This is a genomic window from Rossellomorea sp. FM04394 (genome assembly GCF_041889765.1).
Classification (GTDB): Bacteria; Bacillota; Bacilli; order Bacillales; family Bacillaceae_B; genus Rossellomorea; species Rossellomorea aquimaris_B.
Genome location: NZ_CP168654.1, coordinates 1,234,005 through 1,253,375, shown reverse-complemented (window position 1 = coordinate 1,253,375; position 19,371 = coordinate 1,234,005). Strand labels below are relative to the sequence as shown.

Sequence of the window (19,371 nt, the reverse complement as noted above, 5' to 3'; positions counted from 1 at the left end):
TGTATAGTGATAAGTCATGACTTTCCATCTCATTGATCGAGCTGTTGGACTTGGAAGAGTTTATAATAATGACCCTGCTTCGCCATCAACTCTTCATGTGTCCCCATTTCGACAACTTCTCCGTGTTCCATATGAATGATTCTATCAGCGTGGGTGATCGTTGATAGACGATGGGCGACTATGAAGGTCGTCCGCTCTTTGGCCAGGATTTCAAGGGATTCCTGGATCAGGTGTTCACTTTCCAGATCAAGGGCTGACGTTGCTTCATCCAGAATGAGTATCGGTGGGTTCTTAAGGAATACCCTGGCAATCGCGACACGTTGCTTCTGTCCGCCAGATAGTTTCACACCTCGTTCTCCTACTTTCGTGTCATAGCCCTGAGGTAATTTCATGATGAAATCATGTGCGTTTGCCGCCTTGGCAGCTTCTACTACTTCTTCATCCGTCGCCTCAGGATTTCCGAATTTAATATTCATCTTGACCGATTCACTAAAGAGGATATTGTCCTGAAGCACCATTCCGATATTGTCCCGCAGTGATCTCACCTGAAATCTTCTGATATCCGTACCATCTAAAAGAATTTCACCATCCGTGACATCGTAAAATCGGGGGATAAGACTGACGAATGATGATTTTCCTCCTCCGCTCATCCCGACCAGAGCGACGGTTTCACCCGTTCTAATATCAAGATTGAGATTACGCAGTACGTCTTCCTCATCAGATTCATAGCGAAAGGAAACATTTTTAAAACGAATATCGCCGCGTACATTTTCACAATGAATCGCACCTGGTTCATCATCAATGTCATACTTCTCATCCATGAACTCAAATACACGGTCCATGGAGGCGATCGATTGAGTCAAGGTTGTAGAAGAATTCACCAGTCGTCTAAGCGGTCCATAGAGACGATCTATATATGCGATAAAGGCAGCCATCGTACCAATGGTCAGATCCCCATCAATGACTTGCAGCCCTGCATATCCGATGATGATTAATGGAGAAATATCCGTAATGGTATTCACAACCGCGAACGCTTTCGCATTCCAGCTCGTTTGCTTCAAGGCCTTCGTTAAGAAATTGCTGTTCTGATCCTGAAACTGTTTCTGTTCATAGTCTTCAACAGCAAAGCTCTTAATGACGGCCATCCCCTGGACCCTTTCGTGTAAGTGACTTTGAACCTCTGCCAGTGCCTGAGAGCGGTCCCTTGTCAACCCTCTGAGTCTTCCAAAGAAATAACGGACAGAGAAAGCATAGAAAGGAAACGCTATAAGAGAAACGAGTGTTAAAGAAACATCCATGGTAAACATGATGGAGAGGGCAATGACAATGGTAGCTGCATCGAGCCAAAGGTTCATGAGACCCGTGATCACGAAATTCTTTGTTTGCTCAACGTCATTGATGACCCTGGAAATGACTTCCCCTGCTCTTGTATTCGAATAATATTTAAAGCTTAGTCGTTGAATATGGGAAAACAAATGATCCCTCAAATCATACAGGATCTTGTTGCCCGTCCATTGAGCAAAGTATTGTCGATAATACTCTACAGGCGGTCTTACAAGTAAGAAAAGGACAAGCATGATCCCCATGATCATGAGTAATTGATCGGTCTTTTCTTCCGGGGATAAGCCAGAAGCCCCTACTATATCATCAATGACATATTTGATTAAAATCGGAATTAATAAGGGAATCGTAAATTTAATAATACCTATAATTAATGTACCAATAATTTGCCACCGATAAGGTTTTACAAATTGAAGGTATCGTTTGATACTATCCAAGTGACTACTCCTTTCTAAGATGTTTAGTATTTATTTTGCCCCAATAAAAAGGGATGACCCTGTATGGAACGCAGCAACTGTTCCTCTTCAAGTCCTGTTTGGGAATGAAAAGGTTGCTCCTTACTGGGTCAGCCCTTTAAAGCTTATTCGATTTTCCAGCTGTGTTACCCCCTGTGAGTCAAATAACGCTCGTACCAAATATCAATAAAGTCCGGAGCAAAAGGCCCTTTTCTTTGTCGGATCCAGCGAACAAGCTTCTCTACATTCCGCTTGAGGATGTGATCGATCACATCCGGGTAACCGTACAACTTTCGATGAGCTTCATACTCATCCTCATCCAGCAATGTATATGTCATATCAGGAAACACTTTAATATCCAAGTCGTAATCGATATACTTGATCGCTTCATGATCATATACAAATGGTGAACTTAAATTACAATAATAATAAATACCGTCCTCACGAATCATACAAATAATGTTAAACCATAGCTCCGAATGAAAATAGCATATTGCCGGTTCACGGGTCATCCACGTTCTGCCGTCTGATTCCGTCACCATCGTTCGATCATTTCCACCGATAATCTGATTGCTTGTTCCTTTCAGAACCGTCGTTTCATTCCAAATCCGGTGAATATTGCCATCATGCTTAAAGCTATGTATTTGTACAGATTTTCCTTCAGTGGGAACCGCCATCGTATCCCCTTCTTTCATTTCAAAATTACCCTTATATATACTTGTCTATTCTAACATTATAACGTTTCCTCAGAAAATTTAAAACAAAAGGGCTATCCTTAAAGAAAATATCCTCTAAGAATCGCCCGATTCCGGTTCAAAAATGGGTTTTTATTATAAAAATTGGAGATCTGCCATTTATCTTGATTTTCTTTGTGTGAAAGGTTTCTCGTGAAACATACCTCATTTCCCATTACGTATAAAGTTGCTTTTTACGTTGTTACACTGTCCTGTTCCTTTTGATAGGAACGAATGACTTCATCCGTTTGCCTTTGAAACATGTTTTGAATCTCTTTCAGTTCCTTCTTTTTTGACGCAATCTCTCTCTTTATAGATTCAACCTTCGTCATCTCTTGAAGCTGAAGCAGTTCCTCTTCCAGCTCCTGACAACGTTCGATCTCAGACTGAAGATATAACAACTTATCCATCGTTTCTAACTGCTCTGTAACCAACTCATTAAATCGCTGCTGTATCACTCCAACCAACTCCTCTAAACAAGGTCTCCTAAAACATTCTCCTTTCCACCCCCAAACCCTTTGACAACTTCTGTCACAATCCCACCAGTTTTGTCGATGGAGGGACGGACCTCCACTTTTCAAAGGAAGACGATTGATTGGAGCTGATGATATGAAAGGATTAATGGGAGGGCCATCCCTAAATATGCAGCGATTTTGGAGGTCCGTCCCTCAAACACGAAAAAGCACCCAACTTAATGGGTGCTTTTTCCGTCAAGAACAATTCAATTATTGTTGTTGACCATATTTACCAGAAGCTTTCGCTTTGTTAGCTTCTGCTTGTTGGTTTTGTTGCTTTACGTGTTGAGCCGCTGTTGTTTCAGAAGCGAACTCAGTACCGTATTGTTGTTGCTGAGCTTGACCAGCTTGAGCGTTTTGTTGTTTCACGTGTTGAACGCTAGTACCAGATTGAGTTTTGTTTGGTTGTTTTGCCATTGTAATCACCTCCACGCTTATTAAGATAACCAAGCGTGGATTTCACTATTCGATATTTTTCAGGAAAAACATTCCACTAAACGAGGAGTGAGCGACCGCCATCTACGATGATGGTTTGACCTCTGATCATGGAAGAATCGTCCGAAACGAGGAACATGACCGACTTCACCAGATCATCGATCTCCACCATTCGTCCTGCAGGCGTTTTACTGCGCGCGTCTTCAAGTAATTCTTCACGATTAGGGAAATGCTTTAAGGCATCTGTATCAATCGCCCCACCGGATACTGCATTTACAATTATATCTCTTGGTGCTAACTCAACAGCCAAATAGCGGGTTAAAGCTTCGACTGCAGCTTTAGATACTCCCACCGTAGTGTAATTGTCCAAATAACGGATGGATCCCAATGAGCTGATGCTTACAATGCGTCCGCCCTTATCCATTAATTTTGCTGCTTCCTGGGCACAGAATAATAGTGCCTTGCTGTTAATGTTCATCGTCCAATCCCAATGAGATTCTTCAAGTTCCATGACCGGGCGCAGAACCCCCGATGCTGCGTTACTCACCAATACATCCAATCGGCCGAATTCTTCTTTTATCTGTTCGAACATCGATTTGATTTTATCAACGTCCCCTACATTTGCCCGCACGACAAATGCTTTTCGTCCCAACTTCTCTACCTGTTCAGCTGTTTCGAGTGCACCTTTTTTGCTTCGTGCGTAATTAACGACGATATCGTACCCTTTTTCTGCTAGTTGAATCGCGATTTCACGTCCAAGTCCGCGACTGCTTCCTGTGACTAATGCTACTTTTTGACTCATGTTGATCATCCTTTCGATTTCATTTCCATTTGGTGTAAGGCATAATCAGTCCTTCTAGCATGCAAACTAATAAGAGCATGTAAGTTAAATGGAGGAATGAGTTATGTATGTAGGCAGAGATATGACAGAGCTTTCGATGATTCCCAAAAATGAATGGGAGAAAAGCGAGCTCGCTTTCTTTCATCATTCACTACAACAAATAGTACCCTATTTGAACGCAGAAGGACAATCGATTCACCGAGAAATTATTGAGGAAATTGAAAACCGCGGTGGATTGAAGCGGGGCGAAGCAGATTATACTCACGGCACAAGGATCAGTTACGATTGAGATGATTATAAAAAAAGAGCAACCATTCGGCTGCTCTTTTTTATTTCTGCAGGATTCCTGCTCCGGTTTCCTTCCAAATTTTCTGATGGGAAACAGGAAAGGCATATTTATCCAATTCTTCAGTCGTAACGGCAATCAGGTCGCTGGCATCAAGTGTAGTGCTATCGATAGAACCAACATATACTTCAATATCCCAAATGATGTGAGAGAATATATGCTGGATCTTCGTGACAACCCCTGCTTTCAAAGAGCAATCCACCTTGTATTTTTCCTCCAGGAAATCAAGCAATTGCTTCCTGCCACTGCTTGAACTTCCCACTTCGAAATTAGGGAATTCCCATAAATTAGCGAGCAGTCCTTTACTCGGACGTTTATTAATAACTACTCGATCATCTTCCGTAAACAAAACGGCTGCCGCCATATTCAATTTACGGGCAGATTTCTTTTTCGATTTGATCGGCAGTTCCGTTTGCACCCCTTCTTCAAATGCCTGACAATGCTCCCGGACAGGACATAGTAAACAAGAAGGGGATGTCGGTGTACAGATCAGAGCCCCAAGTTCCATCAATGCCTGATTGAAATATGATGGATTTTCTTCAGAAATCAGATTTCTGACGGCTTGTTCAAACACCTTGCGTGAAGCTGGTTTGGCAATATCGAGCCAGATGGATAGAATACGCGAAAATACCCTCATGACATTTCCGTCGACAGCGGGCTCCGGCTTGCTGTAGGCAATACTCAAGATCGCTCCCGCAGTGTATGGGCCGACTCCTTTTAAAGACGAAATCTCTTTAGGTGTATCAGGGACGATACCATCATACTTTTCTTTCACTTCTTTTACAGCGGATTGAAGATTTCTGACCCTCGAATAATAGCCGAGGCCTTCCCATGCTTTCAGGACATCTTCTTCATCTGCTGAAGCAAGAGCATCTATGGTAGGAAAATTCTCGATGAATCGGTTAAAATAAGGTATGACCGTATCCACCCTCGTTTGCTGAAGCATGATTTCAGATACCCAGACTTTATAGGGATCTTGATCCTTCCTCCACGGAAGATCGCGCTGCTCTCTTGAAAACCATGAGATTAAATCTTTCTGGAATTCCTCACGGTTAATGGTCTGTAAATGTTTCAATGATTCTTCTGTCAATTTTGTACCTCCAGGATGTTAAATGTTACGTTGAATAGGGAATAAATAATTAAAGCTGTGTTTTTAAGCCAACAAGGTTTATTTCTTTTAATCCTCCACAAATACATTCGTCCAATAATCCAAATAATAAATGACGACGGGAAGTTCGTAAACGTTTCAAAACATGGAAATGGGATTCCGTGGGCACAATAAACCGTTCGATGTAACGATTAGAGTCGGCTTCGGACTTTTCCCATTGGATATTAAAGGCGTCGTATTGTGGTAATGTCTCTACGATATTATTCATAATCTGCTTATATTGAGGTTGAAAATTTTGTTTTATTTCATATTCTAAGTAAATGTGTAAAGTGTTTTTCATTGAAATAAACTCCTTTTAACCATATCATGTTCAAAAATGAATACAAGTCATAAAGAAAACAGATGAAAATGAGCCAAGGGAGGACTTTTTTTGGATACAGGCACTCATATTGTCATGGGTTTCGCTCTTGGGGGCTTAGCCACCCTGGATCCCGTTGTTGCTGAAAGTGCAGCCACTTCTCAAAGTGTGCTGGTTGCAGCAGTCATCGGCTCTCAAATACCAGACATTGATACCGTTTTGAAATTACGCAATAATGCCGTCTATATACGTCATCACCGTGGCATCACCCACAGTATTCCAGCTGTTGCTCTGTGGCCGCTTCTAATTGTCGCTTGCCTTTATCCATTTTTCCCGGGTGCAGATTTGCTTCATTTATGGATTTGGACATTTGTGGCCGTATTCCTCCATGTATTTGTCGACATATTCAACGCCTATGGGACCCAGGCCATCCGACCGATTTCGTCGAAATGGGTCGCTTTAGGGGTCATTAACACGTTTGACCCGATTATTTTCGGGATTCATATCGGGGGATTGATCCTCTGGGGCATTGGATTACCCCCGGGAAAAACCTTTTTGGTAATGTACATTGTGATTTTTGCTTATTATGTCTTGAGATTCCAAGTTCAAAAAGCCGTGAAAAATGCTGTGAAGCGAAGAATTCCGAATGCGGAAAAAATCATTGTTTCCCCGACCATCCGATTTTTCCAATGGCGATTAGCCATCGTCACGAAGGAGCATTATTATGTCGCTAGAGCATTTAGACGGTCGATTACAATTTTTGATAAATTTGAACGGGTACCGATTCCTGAAAATCCAGTAATCAATGTTGCTAAAAAAGATAAAAATCTGGCGGCCTTTCTTTCCTTTTCCCCGGTTTACCGCTGGGAAGTGGACGAATACGAAGATCACTTTGAAGTACGCTTTATCGATCTTCGTTACAGAAATAACGGACATTATCCATTCGTCGCCCTGGTACAGCTAGACAAAGACCTGAACATCGTCAGCTCCTACACAGGATGGGTCTTCAGCGAAGAAAAACTCCGCTCAAAAGTGGACATCGACATTTTAATCGATTAAAGCAGTGAGGGACGGACCTTTAAAAGGTCCGTCCCTCATCACTTTAATGTACTAAATCATCATCTTCTTTATCGTCGATCAGGTGTTTGTATTTAGGGTTTTGTGCAGCGAATTCGTGGATCTGTTCTCCGTAGGTATTCACCCATTGGCGAACGACTTTTTCCGTTACTGCTTTCCCTTTATAATCGTAACCTGCTTTTGCGTATGTTGCTTCGAAATCCTCCCAGACAAGTTCAATCCAGGTTCTTGCTTTTTCATACGAGAGCTTATTATTTTTTTCAATTAACAACTGAGTTAATTCGTGGAATGTTGACTCCATTTTGTCTCCTCCTTTTCCAAATATTTAGTTCCCGCTTTTATGATAATGTACACCATTTCACCCATACTATAAGTACGTGGTTAAGCTTAGTTGTGAATCTTTGCTTCTTCACGGTATGAGTAAATACATTTCACCTTTTAGGAGGCACATTATGCGAAATAAAACGACAGGGTTCCCTAACATGAATAACAATAAATTCGAAGGTGAACCGAGAGCTAAAGCTGAATTTGCATCTAAAAGGGCTAACGGCACCATCAATACCCATCCTCAAGAACGTATGAAAGCTTCTGGAGAAAGAGATCACGACTCACTTTAATGAAGTGAAATTTGTTTAGGGGGTAGTTACGATGGCAAACATGAAAAACAACTTCTACCGAAATAAGTACAGTAGTCCATTTAACAAGGCATTCTACAATCCAAAGCATGCCCATTCCCAAGCAAATGGACAAACCACACAAACTCAAGACTTAATCATTCTAGAGAACCAGACACGCAAGCGTTCCTAGACTGCTTCCCGAGGTCCGTCCCTATGACGGACCTCTTCATCATTTCTTTTCTCCAGCTAAAAGGGAGATGGGCAGAGCCTCTTCTTTTCCATCGCCACCCAAGCGATATCCCCAGGCGAATACCCCGTTTAAGTAGTCCACTCTGAAATATGTACCGGGATCTCCTTCTATCGCGTAGATTCCTCCAGGTTTGTAGTTGTCGGGATTCATTAGATAAGCCTGCGCCATAAGGGCCTTGCGCTCCAACACGGCAAACTCATTCACAATTCCCAACTGTTCAGCCTTTCTTGCCTTCTCCTTCAACGAAGCAATTTCCTGCTTCAACTCATGCTCCGTCATCTCACTATATCTTCTCTCTTGTTCCATCCTTCATCACCTCTACTAATAGTAGTATAGAGAAAATGATACAATAAGAAAAGCGGAGGGGCTTTGCAAAGAGGCGACAAGCATAAGGCAAGTCCACCGGAAAGGCGCTCTTTGCCTTTTTGGTGGGCTGGACTTATGACCTCGAGCCTCTAAGCCCCGCAGCTGGACAATAAGAAAAGCGGAAGCGGCTTGGTCAGACCCGACAAGCATAAGACGGGATGGCTGAAAAGGCGTTCTTTGCCTTTTTGGCCATCACGGCTTATGACCTCGAGGGGCTAGCCGCTGGAGCTGGACAATAAGAAAAGCGGAGACGACTGGTCAGACCCGACAAGCATAAGACGGACCCTTATTCCAAGATAATTATGTAACCACATTCACAAGAAAGGATGACACTTTCATGAAAACAGCCATCATCACAGGAGGAGGCTCGGGCCTCGGAAAAGAATTAGGAAAACTGCTTAGCCAGCAAGGATATCATATCTTCCTTCTTGGGCGAACGGAAGACCGTTTAAAAGAAGCCGCAGCAGAAATCGAAAGCTTAGGCGGACAGGTTTCATTTGACACGTTGGATATCCGTTCAACTCAAGACATTCAACAATTCGGCAAAAATCATCTTAATGGTCATACTGTTGAATTACTCATACATAACGCAGGAGTAGGCTATTTTGGTCCCTTCAAGGATTCAGACGATGAGGAATTAGTAAACATGTTTGAAACAAATGCACTGGGTCCCATTCGACTTACCAAGGCACTTCTAGATCAACTGGACCAAAATAGCACCATAATTAACATTATTTCAACAGCTGGCCTTAGAGGTAAAAAGAACGAATCATTGTATGTAGCTAGCAAGTTTGCCCTAAGAGGATTTGGTGAGAGCTTACAGAAAGAGTACGAAGATTCGAACCTTCGCATCGTGAATGCATATATGGGTGGAATGGATACTCCATTCTGGGAGAACAGTGATCATATCAGTGACCCTTCAAGGCTTCGCTCTCCTAAAGAGGTTGCGGAATTGATTGTGAATGAATTCAAAGAAAAAAACGAGATCGTCATTGAATCAAAAAAATAAAACTTAGAAGGCAGCCTTCCCTAAAGGAAGACTGCCTTCTCGATTATGGAGCAAATGGGAAGAACATAAAGGCCACGATAAATAATAACACGGGGACCAAAAATACAGCAAAGGCATCAATCACGACTACAAGAGCCATCCACACCCAGCGGATACCTTCTTTTCTTCTTAGAAACTGCTGAATCATCCGGATGTTAACGAGGATGAGGAAGATCGCCACACCCAAGAGAAAAAATGGCATCACCCATTTCCCCATTGTTTCGGCGTACCCCTGGTTATACCACTCTTGCTTCCCCAGGGTATAGAATCCGGTTTGAACTTTAATGATGATTTCACCAATGACAAATAGTGCAGCTGCCCCCACCACTACTCCACCTGCATAAAGCTTGAACTTTTTAGTCGTACCGATCAGCAGCAATAGTGTCAAACAAACAAATAGAATCGTAAAAATCTCCACCAGAATTCCCCCTTGTCATAGCCCATTCGTTCTCTCTAATCTATCTTGAAAACAACAAATCATTCTTCATTTTCTTTTAATTCTTCTAAAAGTCTTTCGATGTCCTCCATTGAAAAACCTTTTCGATATAGCGTTTGTTTCATTTTTTGGACGTACTCATATCCATCATATTTAGAACTCAGTTTTCTATGAGCCTTTAATCCTTGATGATAGACGGCATCCCATTTTTCATCGTCATCGCGATCTGATTCTACTGTTTCCCAGACGATTTTCATAACAGAACCCGGGTATCCTTTTCGCATCAGGTTTTGTTCAATCTTTTGCCTGGCGATCATTTTGGAGTCTTTTCTGTATTTCTGAAGAAGTTTTTCGGTAAGGCCGACCGCTTTGTCAACCTGCTTCTCTACTGAGAATACAGCAAGAGCCTCTTCGATATAAGGGTCATCCACCCCTTTTCTTCTTAATTCCCCACGGATCCATGTAGGACCCTTATCAGATGTATTCATGTGAGTCCCGACAAATGCGTGTGCGAATTCTAAATCATTGATGTATTTAATATCATTTAATTTATGAATCACTTCCTGGATGATTCCATCTTCGGGATCCCCTTCTTGTAGATGATCCCGAATCTCTTTTTCCGTACGCATTCGATAGGCTAAATACTGTATGGCTTTATTGAATGCTTTTTTCACATCGTCTTCGTATTGTAGCTCAGAAATCTCAAGCTCATCGATCTCCAATCCTTTTCTGAGCTGAAACTTCGCCAGGACTGCTTCATCGACACTGAAGGCATATTTTCCATCTATAAATAAATTGTAACGCTCATCGTTCTTCACTTGCTTCGTTATTTTCGAAATCTTACCCATATTTTCCACCTCATAGTAATCCTAACACATTCAGCATATGTTTTTTATTCTGTAGATAGGTAAAATAATAAGTATATTGGAGGGATGATGATGAAGATCGCTATAACAGGTGGTACGGGTTTTGTCGGTCAGGCTTTGACGGAGGAACTTCTCGAACACCAACATGAAGTAATGATACTTACCCGAAATCCGGATAAATACGACAATCGTTCAGGTGTTACCTATGTAAAATGGCTATCCGACGGTGCGAAACCCGAAGAGGAGCTCGAAGGAATACAAGCCTTCATTAACCTTGCAGGGGAATCCATCAACAGCGGCCGCTGGACGGAAGATCGTAAGAAACGAATCATCAATAGCCGGATCAACTCAACTCAAGAGGTGATCAACATTATTAAGGCACTGACAGAAAAACCGGCGTGTCTTATCAACGCAAGTGCAATCGGCTACTACCCTTCTTCAAAAACGAACACGTATACGGAAGTGTCAACTGAAACGGCAGACAACTTTTTAGGAGAAACCGTTCAAATATGGGAAAAGGAAGCGAGCAAGGCGAATCAGCTGGGCATCCGGGTTGCATATGCACGCTTCGGAATTATTCTGGGGAAAGACGATGGCGCCCTCCCCCGTATCGCTCTTCCTTATAAAATGTTTGTGGGAGGCACGGTCGGGTCCGGGGACCAATGGATGTCGTGGGTCCATATAAAAGACATCGCAAGAGCGGTGCATTTCATTGCGGAAACGGAATCCATCTCCGGACCGGTGAATGTGACAGCACCTTCTCCCGTTACCATGAAAGAGTTTGGGAAAATACTCGGGGCCGTGCTTGGCAGACCACACTGGATCCCTGTCCCTTCCCTTGCTTTAAAAGTAGCCATGGGGGAAATGAGCGCCTTGGTGCTGGAAGGACAAAAGGTACTTCCGAGTGTCCTTTCAGAAAACGGTTTTCAATTTGAATACCCTGAACTTAAAAGTGCCTTGATCGATATTTATCATTAAATCACAGGTATGCCCCCTTCCTTTCAAGGCAAAAATAGAATTAATCTTGAAAAGAAGGGAAGTACATACGAATGGATAATAAGAAAAAGAAAGACAAAAACAAATCAGTTCTATCCAGTGCACAGGAAGTAACGTATTCAAGGGAATTCAAAGCAGCAGATCGTGCAGGCGGCTTCACTTCCAAATCCCACAGATAGTCAATTATTACCTAACTAAAAAACCTTACTTTGAAGAAAAATAAAGGTACAGACTCGTTAGTCTGTACCTTTATTTTTTATCCAACTGAAAAGGGGATGTTCATATTGGGCAGATCACGCGGAAATAGTAAACGAGGAAACAAAAACAGCTTGCCTCAAACACCCGCTCAGCTCAAATCTGACGGTGTTGACGAAGAGTTCTCACGTGAACTTGCCGACCAGGCTGATATGGAAGCACAAGCTCGCGCCAATGCTGCAAACCAGCGTGCACGAGTGAAGAAAAACCAATAGAGCAATCCCGGTAGGTAAAAAAAGATAGGTCCTGAGGAATTCATTAAGAAACCACCCATGCAGTGACTGCATGGGTGGTTTTAATTAAACGTACTATCATACCACGATCGGCTTTTTATGATGCTCGTCTTTAGCTAGAACCATATGTTTCAGGTAAGGCATCACCCAGCGGTCAACTCCCCAACAATTTGCCCCTCTGCCGGCAAAAAGAAGGATGATGGCAACTGTGTAGAGAACTGGATTCGTGCTCACTGTACCAGCTAATAAGAAGTTTAAGTTCATGAATGCCCCTGCCAGTAACGCCGGTATTGTCATGAATCCGACAATCAAGCCAGCTCCCACCAGCACTTCTCCCCAAGGAATCAAAACATTGAATAAATCTACATTCGGTATAGCGAAACCTTTTAGAAATTCTGCATACCACCCTTGAACGGCTGGATGATCTCCCGTCGCCTTAGCCAATGCCCCATGCAGGAAGCCACTTGCATCAAAACCATCATTCACCTTATGCCAACCCGCTTCCAGCCATTGAACGCCCAACCAAATTCTAATGACTGTCCAAACCATGCTCACCTTTTGATCTTCCCACCATCTCATGATGGATCATCTCCTTTAGGATGTATATTGTGAAATACTTCACAAGAGTGATTAAAAAAAACAGTTGTTCAAAGTTTATGATGATTTTTGATATGGTAGCTGTTTTATTTGTGAAATGTTTCACATTTTCTTTACATTTATAATATACCTCTTCTCCATCCTTATTGCAATAGGCTTTTGATCAGTTCACAAAGGTGTCAAATCCGGTTAAGAATAGCTTCGAAAACGTTACTTACTTCTTTACGAGTCAAGTTTTTTGAGATTCGGCTGCTGATTTCCGGGCGAAATTCAACAACTGAAAATCAGCGAATGATCAACTGCTACATATCCACCGATTTTCAGCTATTCGTTCCCAAGCCGAAAACAACTGGGTCAATTCAACAGTTGAACTTCATTAAACCCCTCTACCCTCTCGACTCAAATCAATAATTCGGATTAAATTGTCACTATCATCTTGGTATATTGCATATCTGCCTGGAGGAATATCACATGGAGTTTTAATGAAATGAAGTTTTACTTGATGTTGTTCATAATATTCGTCTACGCTGTCTACGATGAAAATTCCACCGGGTGCTAAATCAGGCTCATCATTCTCGATCATCAATTGAACATCCGTACCTGGTAACTTGAGAGCAATCGTGTGATCTCCTTCGCGCCATGCTTCTTCAAACCCTAAAGTATCACGATAATAATGGAGAGATTCCGTTAAATCTTTAACCGGATGACATAGAAATGCCAGTTTCATATACTACACCTCAATTTCGTATTTTTTTGGGCCATTCCCTAAATCGTATACACCCACGCATCATGCTTTGAATCAAGTCCCAAACATATCTTCATTCACATCCCTAATGAGTTCTTTTCTTCAATCTGCAAAAAATCCTCTTCTACTATTTCGCTGCCCGGTACAAGTAGGGATTGAAAATCTGTGAATAGATGCTGAATTTCTTCATGCTCATTAATCAACTCTATGCTTTTTTTGTATTCACTTTCGTCTTTGTATCTACTAATCTCCATCCATTTTGTTCCGTAATCTTGCTTTTTCAAATAGATCGTATGGCTTTCTAAGTACTTTCTATAAATTTCACCAGCCTTTTCTTGTACTTTAAAGAATTCTTCTATTTTTTCCGGCTGAATATGATACTCGTAGACTTTTACGAACATACATTTCTCCTTTCAATAAAATGTATTTTACCATAAAAAACCATTAAAAGGATAGAATTTTCTGATAGTTATAGAAGTAGAAACTTTCTTCTTTTTTATCCGTATTACATAATAGAACTAGACAGTCCGGTTACGGGAGATGAAACGATGAAGTCAGAGAAGAAGCTTTGGAGAATGTGGAAGGTATTATCATTAGCATTTTCAATCGTGGTAAGAATCTATTGGTACCGTCTCCGCGGTAAGTCCCAATGGGAGAAAGATAAGCTTTTGGAACGGATAGGAAAGGAGTTTAAAGAAACTCTCTTTGAATTAAATGGTGTGTTGATAAAGGTTGGACAACTGTTAAGTATACGTGAGGATCTGCTGCCGAAAGGATTCATCAATCAAATACAGGATTTGGTCGATCACGTCCCTCCTTCACCATGGGAGGAGATTGAAAAGGTTCTGGAACGCGAATGGGACGGCTCGGTGACTACCAAGGTACAGGCCATCGACCAGGAAGCCGTCGCTTCAGCTTCTATTGGAGAAGTATACAAGGCGACGCTGTTTGATGGTACCCAAGCGGCTGTCAAGGTGCAGCGGCCTGAGATTCCTTCCCTGGTGAAGACGGATTTCCGCTCCCTCGCCATCATTATTTGGTTTGCCAGGTATTTCGCACCCGTTCCAAAAGGTTTCATTGATTTCAAAATGCTTTATAAGGAATTAAAGCAAGTCATCGAACAGGAGCTCGACTTTTCAAAGGAAATGAACACCGGTATTTCATTCAAACAACGGTTCAGGGACCACCCTAATGTGAAGATTCCTGCTATGTATCCTGAACTTTGTACAGATAAAGTACTGGTAATGGAATGGGTGGATGGCTTTCGATTGAATGACCGAAAAGCATTTGAGTCGTATGGATTGGACGGGCAGAAGTTAGCTAAGGAATTGTTTCGCCTTTTCCTTCCCCAATGGCTTGAGCCCGGAGTCTTCCATGCCGATCCACATGCAGGGAATATACTGCTTCAGCCGGATGGTACCTTCGTTCTCCTGGATTATGGAATGATCGGGGAAATTTCCAAGAGGGATTCCACTCACTTTCAAGATCTTCTGGAAGGAATTCTTCTAAAAAATTTCCGGAAAGCAGCCGAAGCGTTGGCTCAATTAGGGTTCCTCCTTCCTGATGCAAGTCCGAAAACCATTGAACCTGTGCTGAAGGAATTTGTCACTCTCGATATGGAGGAGTTCAAACAGATGGATCTGATTTCGGTAAAGAAGGAAATCAACGATATGGTGAAATCATTGCCTATACAAGTCCCTACCCGCTTCATCTTTTTAGGTCGGTCTTTTGCAACCATAGAAGGGCTTGTTCATACATTGAGTCCAGATGAGGAAACCCTCGATGTCGTCAAACCTGCCTTCATGGATTGGGTTAAGGATAGTAACACAAACAAGTGGGAGCTCTTTATGAAATGGATAAGTGCTCAGCCCTTGTTTCAAACGTTGCAAAAAATCCGGCAGCTTCTGGACGTAACGGATAAAGCACTCGAACAAAAAGATCATCAGCAGCAAAACGAGTTTCAATTCAAGATATATGAGAGCCAAAAGAAGCAAGCTTTTATCCTTATACTGTCAGGGTTCGCAGGTGGATTCACAGGACTCGGGTTCGACATGGAACTCCTCTTGCAAGGAAGCTTTGGACTTGCAGGATTTGGTTTGGCCGGGTATTGGTTTATTACCACAAGGCAAAGAAGGTGGCTCAAGAAATTGAAGAACGGCCAGCTGCATTAACAGAGAGTACTTATTGAAAGTAAAAGCTCAGAGTCTCCTCTGAGCTTTTTTCTTCTGTTACAAATGAGTTATAGAAGCACAATTCTATTCAGCCCTTTGAAACTCGGGCCTTGAAACAGAGCTCTTCATGACCTCTTCGGTAAAGGTTTGAACGGATGCGTAATCGTCATATAGGAACAGTAGTGTGTCACCGGGTTGTGACATCTTCCATGCCATGAACAAAGCATGGATTTCTTCAGGTTGCACATGAATCAATGGCTGTACTTTGGATTGTTTCACACCGCTGGTCAGCAAATGGATGGTTTCTCCCGGTGTCCTTCCCCTTAAATTCAGATCCTCCTTGATAATGAAGATATCCGAGTGTTCTCCAAAAATCCTCCCCATATCATGAATCGTTTCATCTTTCCTGTCCCCCGCTGCTGAGCCAACCGTGATGACTCTTCCATCCTTCAGATGAGCGATGGTATCGAATAAGGCCCTTAAGCCCGCTGGATTGTGGGCATAATCAACAATGACGGTTCTTCCTTGCACGGTTTGTACATTGAACCGTCCGCGATTTTGGGTTTCAGTCGGTAGAAAACTGATCACCTTACTCCGAAGTTCGGAAAGTGGACGCCCTAACGAATGGGCGGCTGCAAGAGAACCGAGCACATTCAGGATATTGTACCTGGCAGCTCCTTTGATGGTGAGGGGGATATGAGAGACAGGCAGGAATCTTTCGGTTTTCCCCTCACAGGTATGCATGACCCACCCTTCATCCATGTACCACGCCTCATGCCCATTCTCTATATGCTCCTGTATCACAGGATTGGAAAGGGAAAGGGAGAAGTAGATAACCTTCCCGTATGTTTCAGTTGCCATTTCAACACATCTTGGGTCATCTGCATTCAATATGCATGATCCTCCAGGTAAAACCACTTCGGCCACGGTCTGTTTCAGCTTTTTTAAATCCTCCAGAGTATCTATGCCATTCAGGCCCAGATGATCTTCACTGATATTGGTTACAACGGCAACGTCACAATGCCTGAAAGCCAGACCTTCCCTTAGCATGCCACCTCTGGCTGTTTCAAGCACAGCAACGTCAACACCAGGGTGGGAGAGTACTTTCCTGGCGCTCTTCGGACCGCTGCAATCGCCTTCATCAATCTGATGTTCGTCGATCCAAACCCCGTCCGAGCATGTAAAGCCAACGGTTACATTCTCCTTTTGCAAAAGGTGGGAGACCAGCCGGCACGTCGTTGTCTTTCCGTTTGTTCCTGTCACAGCGACAACGGGGATGGCCGCTTCTTCACGATTTGAGAATAAATAGTCTACAATCGCTCCCCCGACGTCCCTGCTTTTTCCTTCTGAAGGATAATGATGCATCCGGATCCCAGGCGCAGCATTCACTTCCAAAATGGCTGCAGCCCCCTTTTCGAACGGGACTGTTACATCCGTTGAAAGGATATCGATCCCGGCAATATCAAGACCGATCGCCGCCGCAGCTCCTTCTGCCATTTTCCGGTAATGAGGATGGACATCATCTGTCACGTCAATGGCCGATCCACCAGTCGAAAGATTCGCGTTCCCCAAAACCTCAAGAGCCTGTCCCTTTTTGAGGACGGAATCCAGGGAGTGACCGCCCTTCTCCAAATGTACAATGGTCCTTTCATCGAGGGGGATTCTGCTCATCGCTTTCTCGTGCCCTTCTCCCCGCAAAGGATTTTTGTTTTCACTTTCAATTAATTCCTTGATTGAATTACGCCCATCACCGATAACCGTTGGTGGTAGGCGAAGGCTCGCGGCAATCAGTTCACCATCCACGACAAGAAATCGGTAGTCATTTCCTTTATAATAACGCTCAATGATATATTCAGTCCCTTCACTGTATACACAGCGATATGCCGTTAGCAGATCAAGGTCATTCTTGATATCCGTCACGATATTTTGTCCCTGGCGTCCATTGACAGGTTTGATCACAAGAGGGTATCCGAGTTTTTCCGCAGACTGAAGAACCTCGAATTCATTTGAGACCACATCCCCGTCTGGAACAGGGAGACCGGCACTTTTCAATAATATCTTCGTCTCATCTTTGTCACAGGAATTCTCAACAGCAAGATAAGAGGATTGACTTGAGATGGTCGCCTGTACGAATTTTTGTTTCTTACCAGTACCGAGCCTCAAGTGACTGTTTGTCCCAGTCCTTTCAACCGGTATCTTCCGGTCTTTGGCTGCTTGATATATCGCTTCTGTACTCGGCCCCATTTTATGCAGATGATAGAGATCTGATGTTTCTGATATGTAAGGCTCGGCACTGACCTCTTTATGATCAAGAATGGCTGCAACGATCTCCATCGCTGCTATGAACGCATAATAGCCGGACTTCTTTTCCACATAATCGTAAGTCACAAAGTAAATCCCTTTCCTTTCACTCGTGATGGTTTTTCCTCGCTTGACAGAAATCCCCGCTAGATGCTGGATTTCAAGTGCGATATGCTCAAGGATGTGTCCCATCCACGTCCCCTCATACAGGCGTTCCACAAAGCCACCTGCATACCCCCGTGAACATGTATGTGTGAATAAGGATGGCATGACCTCAAGCAAACCGTCAGTAAACCCTTCAAGCAGATTTGAGGGCTTTTCTTCAAATCCTTCTATATCGATTTCGATGCAGATTGTCGGTTTGAAGCTGTATAAATTAGGGCCGGATAAGTAATTGACGCGATTGATTTTCATTGAATGTTCTCTCCTTAAGATATAATTAATTCCCGTTTGGTTAAATCAAAAATCGCGCCTTCACCCAGTGTGTGAAAACGAATATCTGAAATGGTCATGTTCTCCTTATTTTCAGCAACATCTACATAGGAAGAGGTTTTCCCATCAAAAATACTCACATTAAATTCACCGATCACTTCAAATTGATTGAGTTCACTATTTACCCAAATGGCTGTATTCTCATCAATTCCCACACCTATGATCTGAGGATTTAAGGCAATGGCCCTCATCAGCCTTGTAAATCTGTCACGCTGGGAAAAGTGCTGATCAATAATGACGTCTTCAAGGAAACCGAAGCCTGAGCCCATTTCCAGGATGGAGACATCTTCTTTTTTTGAAATCTTGGATGATATGATCATCAATCTGCTCATGACAGCAGCGCCAGCACTTGTCCCACCTATGACCAGTCCCCCCTTCCATTCCTGGAAGCAGTGCTTATAGAAGGTTGTCCCCCCCAGTATGCTTGTGAGTCTGAGCTGATCCCCGCCTGTCATGAATAACCCCGACAGTGTTGACAGTTGCTCTGTCAGGTCGGGATTGTCCGCTTTCTCCCGTGAATCCAAATGGAGCAATAATGGTTTTGTTCCATGAAGTGTGTGAAACAAGCTTGCGTATTCATTCCCCACTTCCTCCGGATAAGCTGTAGCAGTCGTAACAATCCCGATCGGGCCTGGTCTTGTTTGACATAATGCAGCGAACTTCGATAAGATGACTTTCTCATCCGATTTATCCTCGTTGCCCCCAATGACCAGCAAATCACCTTTTGCCATCCTTCATCAACCTCTTCGCTCTCATTTATTTTCCAAAAATATAGTTGAAAATTTAAA

25 protein-coding genes are annotated in these 19,371 nt (G+C 42.9%); 9 read left to right on the top strand and 16 right to left on the bottom strand.

Annotated features, from left to right (window positions below; all coding sequences use genetic code 11):
• Window positions 1-29: 29 nt before the first annotated feature.
• From ACCB35_RS06235 to fabL, 5 genes are all read right to left on the bottom strand, one after another.
• On the bottom strand, window positions 30-1,778 hold the full coding sequence (locus ACCB35_RS06235) for an ABC transporter ATP-binding protein (protein WP_374056227.1): 1,749 nt from the start codon (window positions 1,776-1,778) through the stop codon (window positions 30-32).
• Between the two features lie 164 nt (window positions 1,779-1,942).
• Window positions 1,943-2,473, bottom strand: a complete 531-nt coding sequence (locus ACCB35_RS06230; protein ID WP_044339854.1) for a DUF402 domain-containing protein — start codon at window positions 2,471-2,473, stop codon at window positions 1,943-1,945.
• A gap of 251 nt (window positions 2,474-2,724) precedes the next feature.
• Complete coding sequence (locus ACCB35_RS06225; protein ID WP_374056226.1) at window positions 2,725-2,988, bottom strand: YgaB family protein; 264 nt, start codon at window positions 2,986-2,988, stop codon at window positions 2,725-2,727.
• A gap of 267 nt (window positions 2,989-3,255) precedes the next feature.
• Entirely contained in the window at window positions 3,256-3,462 is a 207-nt protein-coding gene (locus tag ACCB35_RS06220) for a gamma-type small acid-soluble spore protein (protein WP_034762583.1), read from the bottom strand.
• A 76-nt stretch (window positions 3,463-3,538) separates the two neighbouring features.
• The gene (gene fabL, locus ACCB35_RS06215; protein ID WP_034762580.1) at window positions 3,539-4,282 is read right to left on the bottom strand and encodes an enoyl-[acyl-carrier-protein] reductase FabL; all 744 of its coding nucleotides are present in this window, start codon (window positions 4,280-4,282) and stop codon (window positions 3,539-3,541) included.
• A gap of 103 nt (window positions 4,283-4,385) precedes the next feature.
• On the opposite strand from fabL, the gene ACCB35_RS06210 reads away from it, so the two are divergent.
• Window positions 4,386-4,610, top strand: a complete 225-nt coding sequence (locus tag ACCB35_RS06210; RefSeq protein ID WP_044339713.1) for a hypothetical protein — start codon at window positions 4,386-4,388, stop codon at window positions 4,608-4,610.
• Window positions 4,611-4,650: 40 nt separating this feature from the next.
• On the opposite strand, the gene mutY is transcribed toward ACCB35_RS06210, so the two are convergent.
• A complete protein-coding gene (gene mutY / locus ACCB35_RS06205) occupies window positions 4,651-5,757 on the bottom strand; it encodes an A/G-specific adenine glycosylase (RefSeq protein WP_374056225.1) in 1,107 nt (368 codons plus the stop codon).
• Between the two features lie 49 nt (window positions 5,758-5,806).
• The gene (locus ACCB35_RS06200) at window positions 5,807-6,115 is read right to left on the bottom strand and encodes a hypothetical protein (RefSeq protein WP_299745063.1); all 309 of its coding nucleotides are present in this window, start codon (window positions 6,113-6,115) and stop codon (window positions 5,807-5,809) included.
• A gap of 90 nt (window positions 6,116-6,205) precedes the next feature.
• Between ACCB35_RS06200 and ACCB35_RS06195 the strand changes: the two genes are divergently transcribed.
• Window positions 6,206-7,192 (top strand): metal-dependent hydrolase, encoded by a 987-nt coding sequence (locus ACCB35_RS06195; protein ID WP_374056224.1) that lies wholly within the window; start codon window positions 6,206-6,208, stop codon window positions 7,190-7,192.
• A gap of 43 nt (window positions 7,193-7,235) precedes the next feature.
• Here the strand turns inward: ACCB35_RS06195 and ACCB35_RS06190 are convergent, their stop codons facing one another.
• Complete coding sequence (locus ACCB35_RS06190; protein WP_034762572.1) at window positions 7,236-7,511, bottom strand: YfhJ family protein; 276 nt, start codon at window positions 7,509-7,511, stop codon at window positions 7,236-7,238.
• 151 nt (window positions 7,512-7,662) lie between these two features.
• Here ACCB35_RS06190 and ACCB35_RS06185 point away from each other — a divergent pair, with 151 nt between their 5' ends.
• Together ACCB35_RS06185 and ACCB35_RS06180 are read left to right on the top strand one after the other, a co-directional pair.
• Window positions 7,663-7,827: a small, acid-soluble spore protein K gene (locus ACCB35_RS06185; protein WP_044339716.1), complete on the top strand. Its 165-nt coding sequence runs from the start codon at window positions 7,663-7,665 to the stop codon at window positions 7,825-7,827.
• Window positions 7,828-7,858: 31 nt separating this feature from the next.
• Window positions 7,859-8,017: a YpzG family protein gene (locus ACCB35_RS06180; RefSeq protein ID WP_082051311.1), complete on the top strand. Its 159-nt coding sequence runs from the start codon at window positions 7,859-7,861 to the stop codon at window positions 8,015-8,017.
• Between the two features lie 39 nt (window positions 8,018-8,056).
• On the opposite strand, the gene ACCB35_RS06175 is transcribed toward ACCB35_RS06180, so the two are convergent.
• Window positions 8,057-8,383, bottom strand: a complete 327-nt coding sequence (locus ACCB35_RS06175) for a YfhH family protein (RefSeq protein ID WP_374056223.1) — start codon at window positions 8,381-8,383, stop codon at window positions 8,057-8,059.
• 397 nt (window positions 8,384-8,780) lie between these two features.
• Between ACCB35_RS06175 and ACCB35_RS06170 the strand changes: the two genes are divergently transcribed.
• Window positions 8,781-9,452, top strand: a complete 672-nt coding sequence (locus ACCB35_RS06170; protein ID WP_374056222.1) for an SDR family NAD(P)-dependent oxidoreductase — start codon at window positions 8,781-8,783, stop codon at window positions 9,450-9,452.
• Window positions 9,453-9,495: 43 nt separating this feature from the next.
• On the opposite strand, the gene ACCB35_RS06165 is transcribed toward ACCB35_RS06170, so the two are convergent.
• Both ACCB35_RS06165 and recX read right to left on the bottom strand, forming a co-directional pair.
• Window positions 9,496-9,909: a hypothetical protein gene (locus ACCB35_RS06165; RefSeq protein ID WP_374056221.1), complete on the bottom strand. Its 414-nt coding sequence runs from the start codon at window positions 9,907-9,909 to the stop codon at window positions 9,496-9,498.
• Between the two features lie 59 nt (window positions 9,910-9,968).
• Window positions 9,969-10,775, bottom strand: coding sequence for a recombination regulator RecX (recX, locus tag ACCB35_RS06160; protein WP_374056220.1), 807 nt, complete (start codon window positions 10,773-10,775; stop codon window positions 9,969-9,971).
• A gap of 90 nt (window positions 10,776-10,865) precedes the next feature.
• Here recX and ACCB35_RS06155 point away from each other — a divergent pair, with 90 nt between their 5' ends.
• The 3 genes from ACCB35_RS06155 to ACCB35_RS06145 all read left to right on the top strand — a co-directional run bounded on the left by ACCB35_RS06155 (window position 10,866) and on the right by ACCB35_RS06145 (window position 12,259).
• Entirely contained in the window at window positions 10,866-11,771 is a 906-nt protein-coding gene (locus ACCB35_RS06155) for a TIGR01777 family oxidoreductase (protein WP_374056219.1), read from the top strand.
• 71 nt (window positions 11,772-11,842) lie between these two features.
• Window positions 11,843-11,968, top strand: coding sequence for a YfhE family protein (locus ACCB35_RS06150; protein WP_082051312.1), 126 nt, complete (start codon window positions 11,843-11,845; stop codon window positions 11,966-11,968).
• A gap of 105 nt (window positions 11,969-12,073) precedes the next feature.
• Window positions 12,074-12,259: a YfhD family protein gene (locus ACCB35_RS06145; RefSeq protein WP_044339722.1), complete on the top strand. Its 186-nt coding sequence runs from the start codon at window positions 12,074-12,076 to the stop codon at window positions 12,257-12,259.
• Window positions 12,260-12,355: 96 nt separating this feature from the next.
• Here ACCB35_RS06145 and ACCB35_RS06140 read toward each other — a convergent pair whose 3' ends face one another.
• From ACCB35_RS06140 to ACCB35_RS06130, 3 genes are all read right to left on the bottom strand, one after another.
• Window positions 12,356-12,856 carry a DoxX family protein gene (locus ACCB35_RS06140; protein WP_374056218.1) on the bottom strand — a complete coding sequence of 167 codons (501 nt, stop codon included), beginning with the start codon at window positions 12,854-12,856 and terminating at the stop codon, window positions 12,356-12,358.
• A 394-nt stretch (window positions 12,857-13,250) separates the two neighbouring features.
• Window positions 13,251-13,601, bottom strand: a complete 351-nt coding sequence (locus ACCB35_RS06135; protein ID WP_374056217.1) for a VOC family protein — start codon at window positions 13,599-13,601, stop codon at window positions 13,251-13,253.
• Window positions 13,602-13,696: 95 nt separating this feature from the next.
• Window positions 13,697-14,020 (bottom strand): hypothetical protein, encoded by a 324-nt coding sequence (locus ACCB35_RS06130; protein WP_374056216.1) that lies wholly within the window; start codon window positions 14,018-14,020, stop codon window positions 13,697-13,699.
• Window positions 14,021-14,167: 147 nt separating this feature from the next.
• Here ACCB35_RS06130 and ACCB35_RS06125 point away from each other — a divergent pair, with 147 nt between their 5' ends.
• Window positions 14,168-15,790: an ABC1 kinase family protein gene (locus ACCB35_RS06125; protein WP_374056215.1), complete on the top strand. Its 1,623-nt coding sequence runs from the start codon at window positions 14,168-14,170 to the stop codon at window positions 15,788-15,790.
• 84 nt (window positions 15,791-15,874) lie between these two features.
• Here ACCB35_RS06125 and cphA read toward each other — a convergent pair whose 3' ends face one another.
• Together cphA and ACCB35_RS06115 are read right to left on the bottom strand one after the other, a co-directional pair.
• Window positions 15,875-18,505, bottom strand: a complete 2,631-nt coding sequence (cphA, locus tag ACCB35_RS06120) for a cyanophycin synthetase (RefSeq protein ID WP_374056214.1) — start codon at window positions 18,503-18,505, stop codon at window positions 15,875-15,877.
• A 14-nt stretch (window positions 18,506-18,519) separates the two neighbouring features.
• Window positions 18,520-19,314, bottom strand: a complete 795-nt coding sequence (locus ACCB35_RS06115; RefSeq protein WP_374056213.1) for a cyanophycinase — start codon at window positions 19,312-19,314, stop codon at window positions 18,520-18,522.
• Window positions 19,315-19,371 lie beyond the last annotated feature (57 nt).

What these genes read in the sequence shown, in the direction of transcription:
- ACCB35_RS06230 (WP_044339854.1), bottom strand. Translation starts at nt 2,473, where the DNA reads ATGGCGGTTCCCACTGAAGGAAAATCTGTACAAATACATAGCTTTAAG.
- ACCB35_RS06220 (WP_034762583.1), bottom strand. Translation starts at nt 3,462, where the DNA reads ATGGCAAAACAACCAAACAAAACTCAATCTGGTACTAGCGTTCAACAC.
- fabL (WP_034762580.1), bottom strand. Translation starts at nt 4,282, where the DNA reads ATGAGTCAAAAAGTAGCATTAGTCACAGGAAGCAGTCGCGGACTTGGA.
- ACCB35_RS06210 (WP_044339713.1), top strand. Translation starts at nt 4,386, where the DNA reads ATGTATGTAGGCAGAGATATGACAGAGCTTTCGATGATTCCCAAAAAT.
- ACCB35_RS06200 (WP_299745063.1), bottom strand. Translation starts at nt 6,115, where the DNA reads ATGAAAAACACTTTACACATTTACTTAGAATATGAAATAAAACAAAAT.
- ACCB35_RS06190 (WP_034762572.1), bottom strand. Translation starts at nt 7,511, where the DNA reads ATGGAGTCAACATTCCACGAATTAACTCAGTTGTTAATTGAAAAAAAT.
- ACCB35_RS06185 (WP_044339716.1), top strand. Translation starts at nt 7,663, where the DNA reads ATGCGAAATAAAACGACAGGGTTCCCTAACATGAATAACAATAAATTC.
- ACCB35_RS06180 (WP_082051311.1), top strand. Translation starts at nt 7,859, where the DNA reads ATGGCAAACATGAAAAACAACTTCTACCGAAATAAGTACAGTAGTCCA.
- ACCB35_RS06175 (WP_374056223.1), bottom strand. Translation starts at nt 8,383, where the DNA reads ATGGAACAAGAGAGAAGATATAGTGAGATGACGGAGCATGAGTTGAAG.
- ACCB35_RS06170 (WP_374056222.1), top strand. Translation starts at nt 8,781, where the DNA reads ATGAAAACAGCCATCATCACAGGAGGAGGCTCGGGCCTCGGAAAAGAA.
- recX (WP_374056220.1), bottom strand. Translation starts at nt 10,775, where the DNA reads ATGGGTAAGATTTCGAAAATAACGAAGCAAGTGAAGAACGATGAGCGT.
- ACCB35_RS06155 (WP_374056219.1), top strand. Translation starts at nt 10,866, where the DNA reads ATGAAGATCGCTATAACAGGTGGTACGGGTTTTGTCGGTCAGGCTTTG.
- ACCB35_RS06150 (WP_082051312.1), top strand. Translation starts at nt 11,843, where the DNA reads ATGGATAATAAGAAAAAGAAAGACAAAAACAAATCAGTTCTATCCAGT.
- ACCB35_RS06140 (WP_374056218.1), bottom strand. Translation starts at nt 12,856, where the DNA reads ATGAGATGGTGGGAAGATCAAAAGGTGAGCATGGTTTGGACAGTCATT.
- ACCB35_RS06135 (WP_374056217.1), bottom strand. Translation starts at nt 13,601, where the DNA reads ATGAAACTGGCATTTCTATGTCATCCGGTTAAAGATTTAACGGAATCT.
- ACCB35_RS06130 (WP_374056216.1), bottom strand. Translation starts at nt 14,020, where the DNA reads ATGTTCGTAAAAGTCTACGAGTATCATATTCAGCCGGAAAAAATAGAA.
- ACCB35_RS06125 (WP_374056215.1), top strand. Translation starts at nt 14,168, where the DNA reads ATGAAGTCAGAGAAGAAGCTTTGGAGAATGTGGAAGGTATTATCATTA.
- cphA (WP_374056214.1), bottom strand. Translation starts at nt 18,505, where the DNA reads ATGAAAATCAATCGCGTCAATTACTTATCCGGCCCTAATTTATACAGC.
- ACCB35_RS06115 (WP_374056213.1), bottom strand. Translation starts at nt 19,314, where the DNA reads ATGGCAAAAGGTGATTTGCTGGTCATTGGGGGCAACGAGGATAAATCG.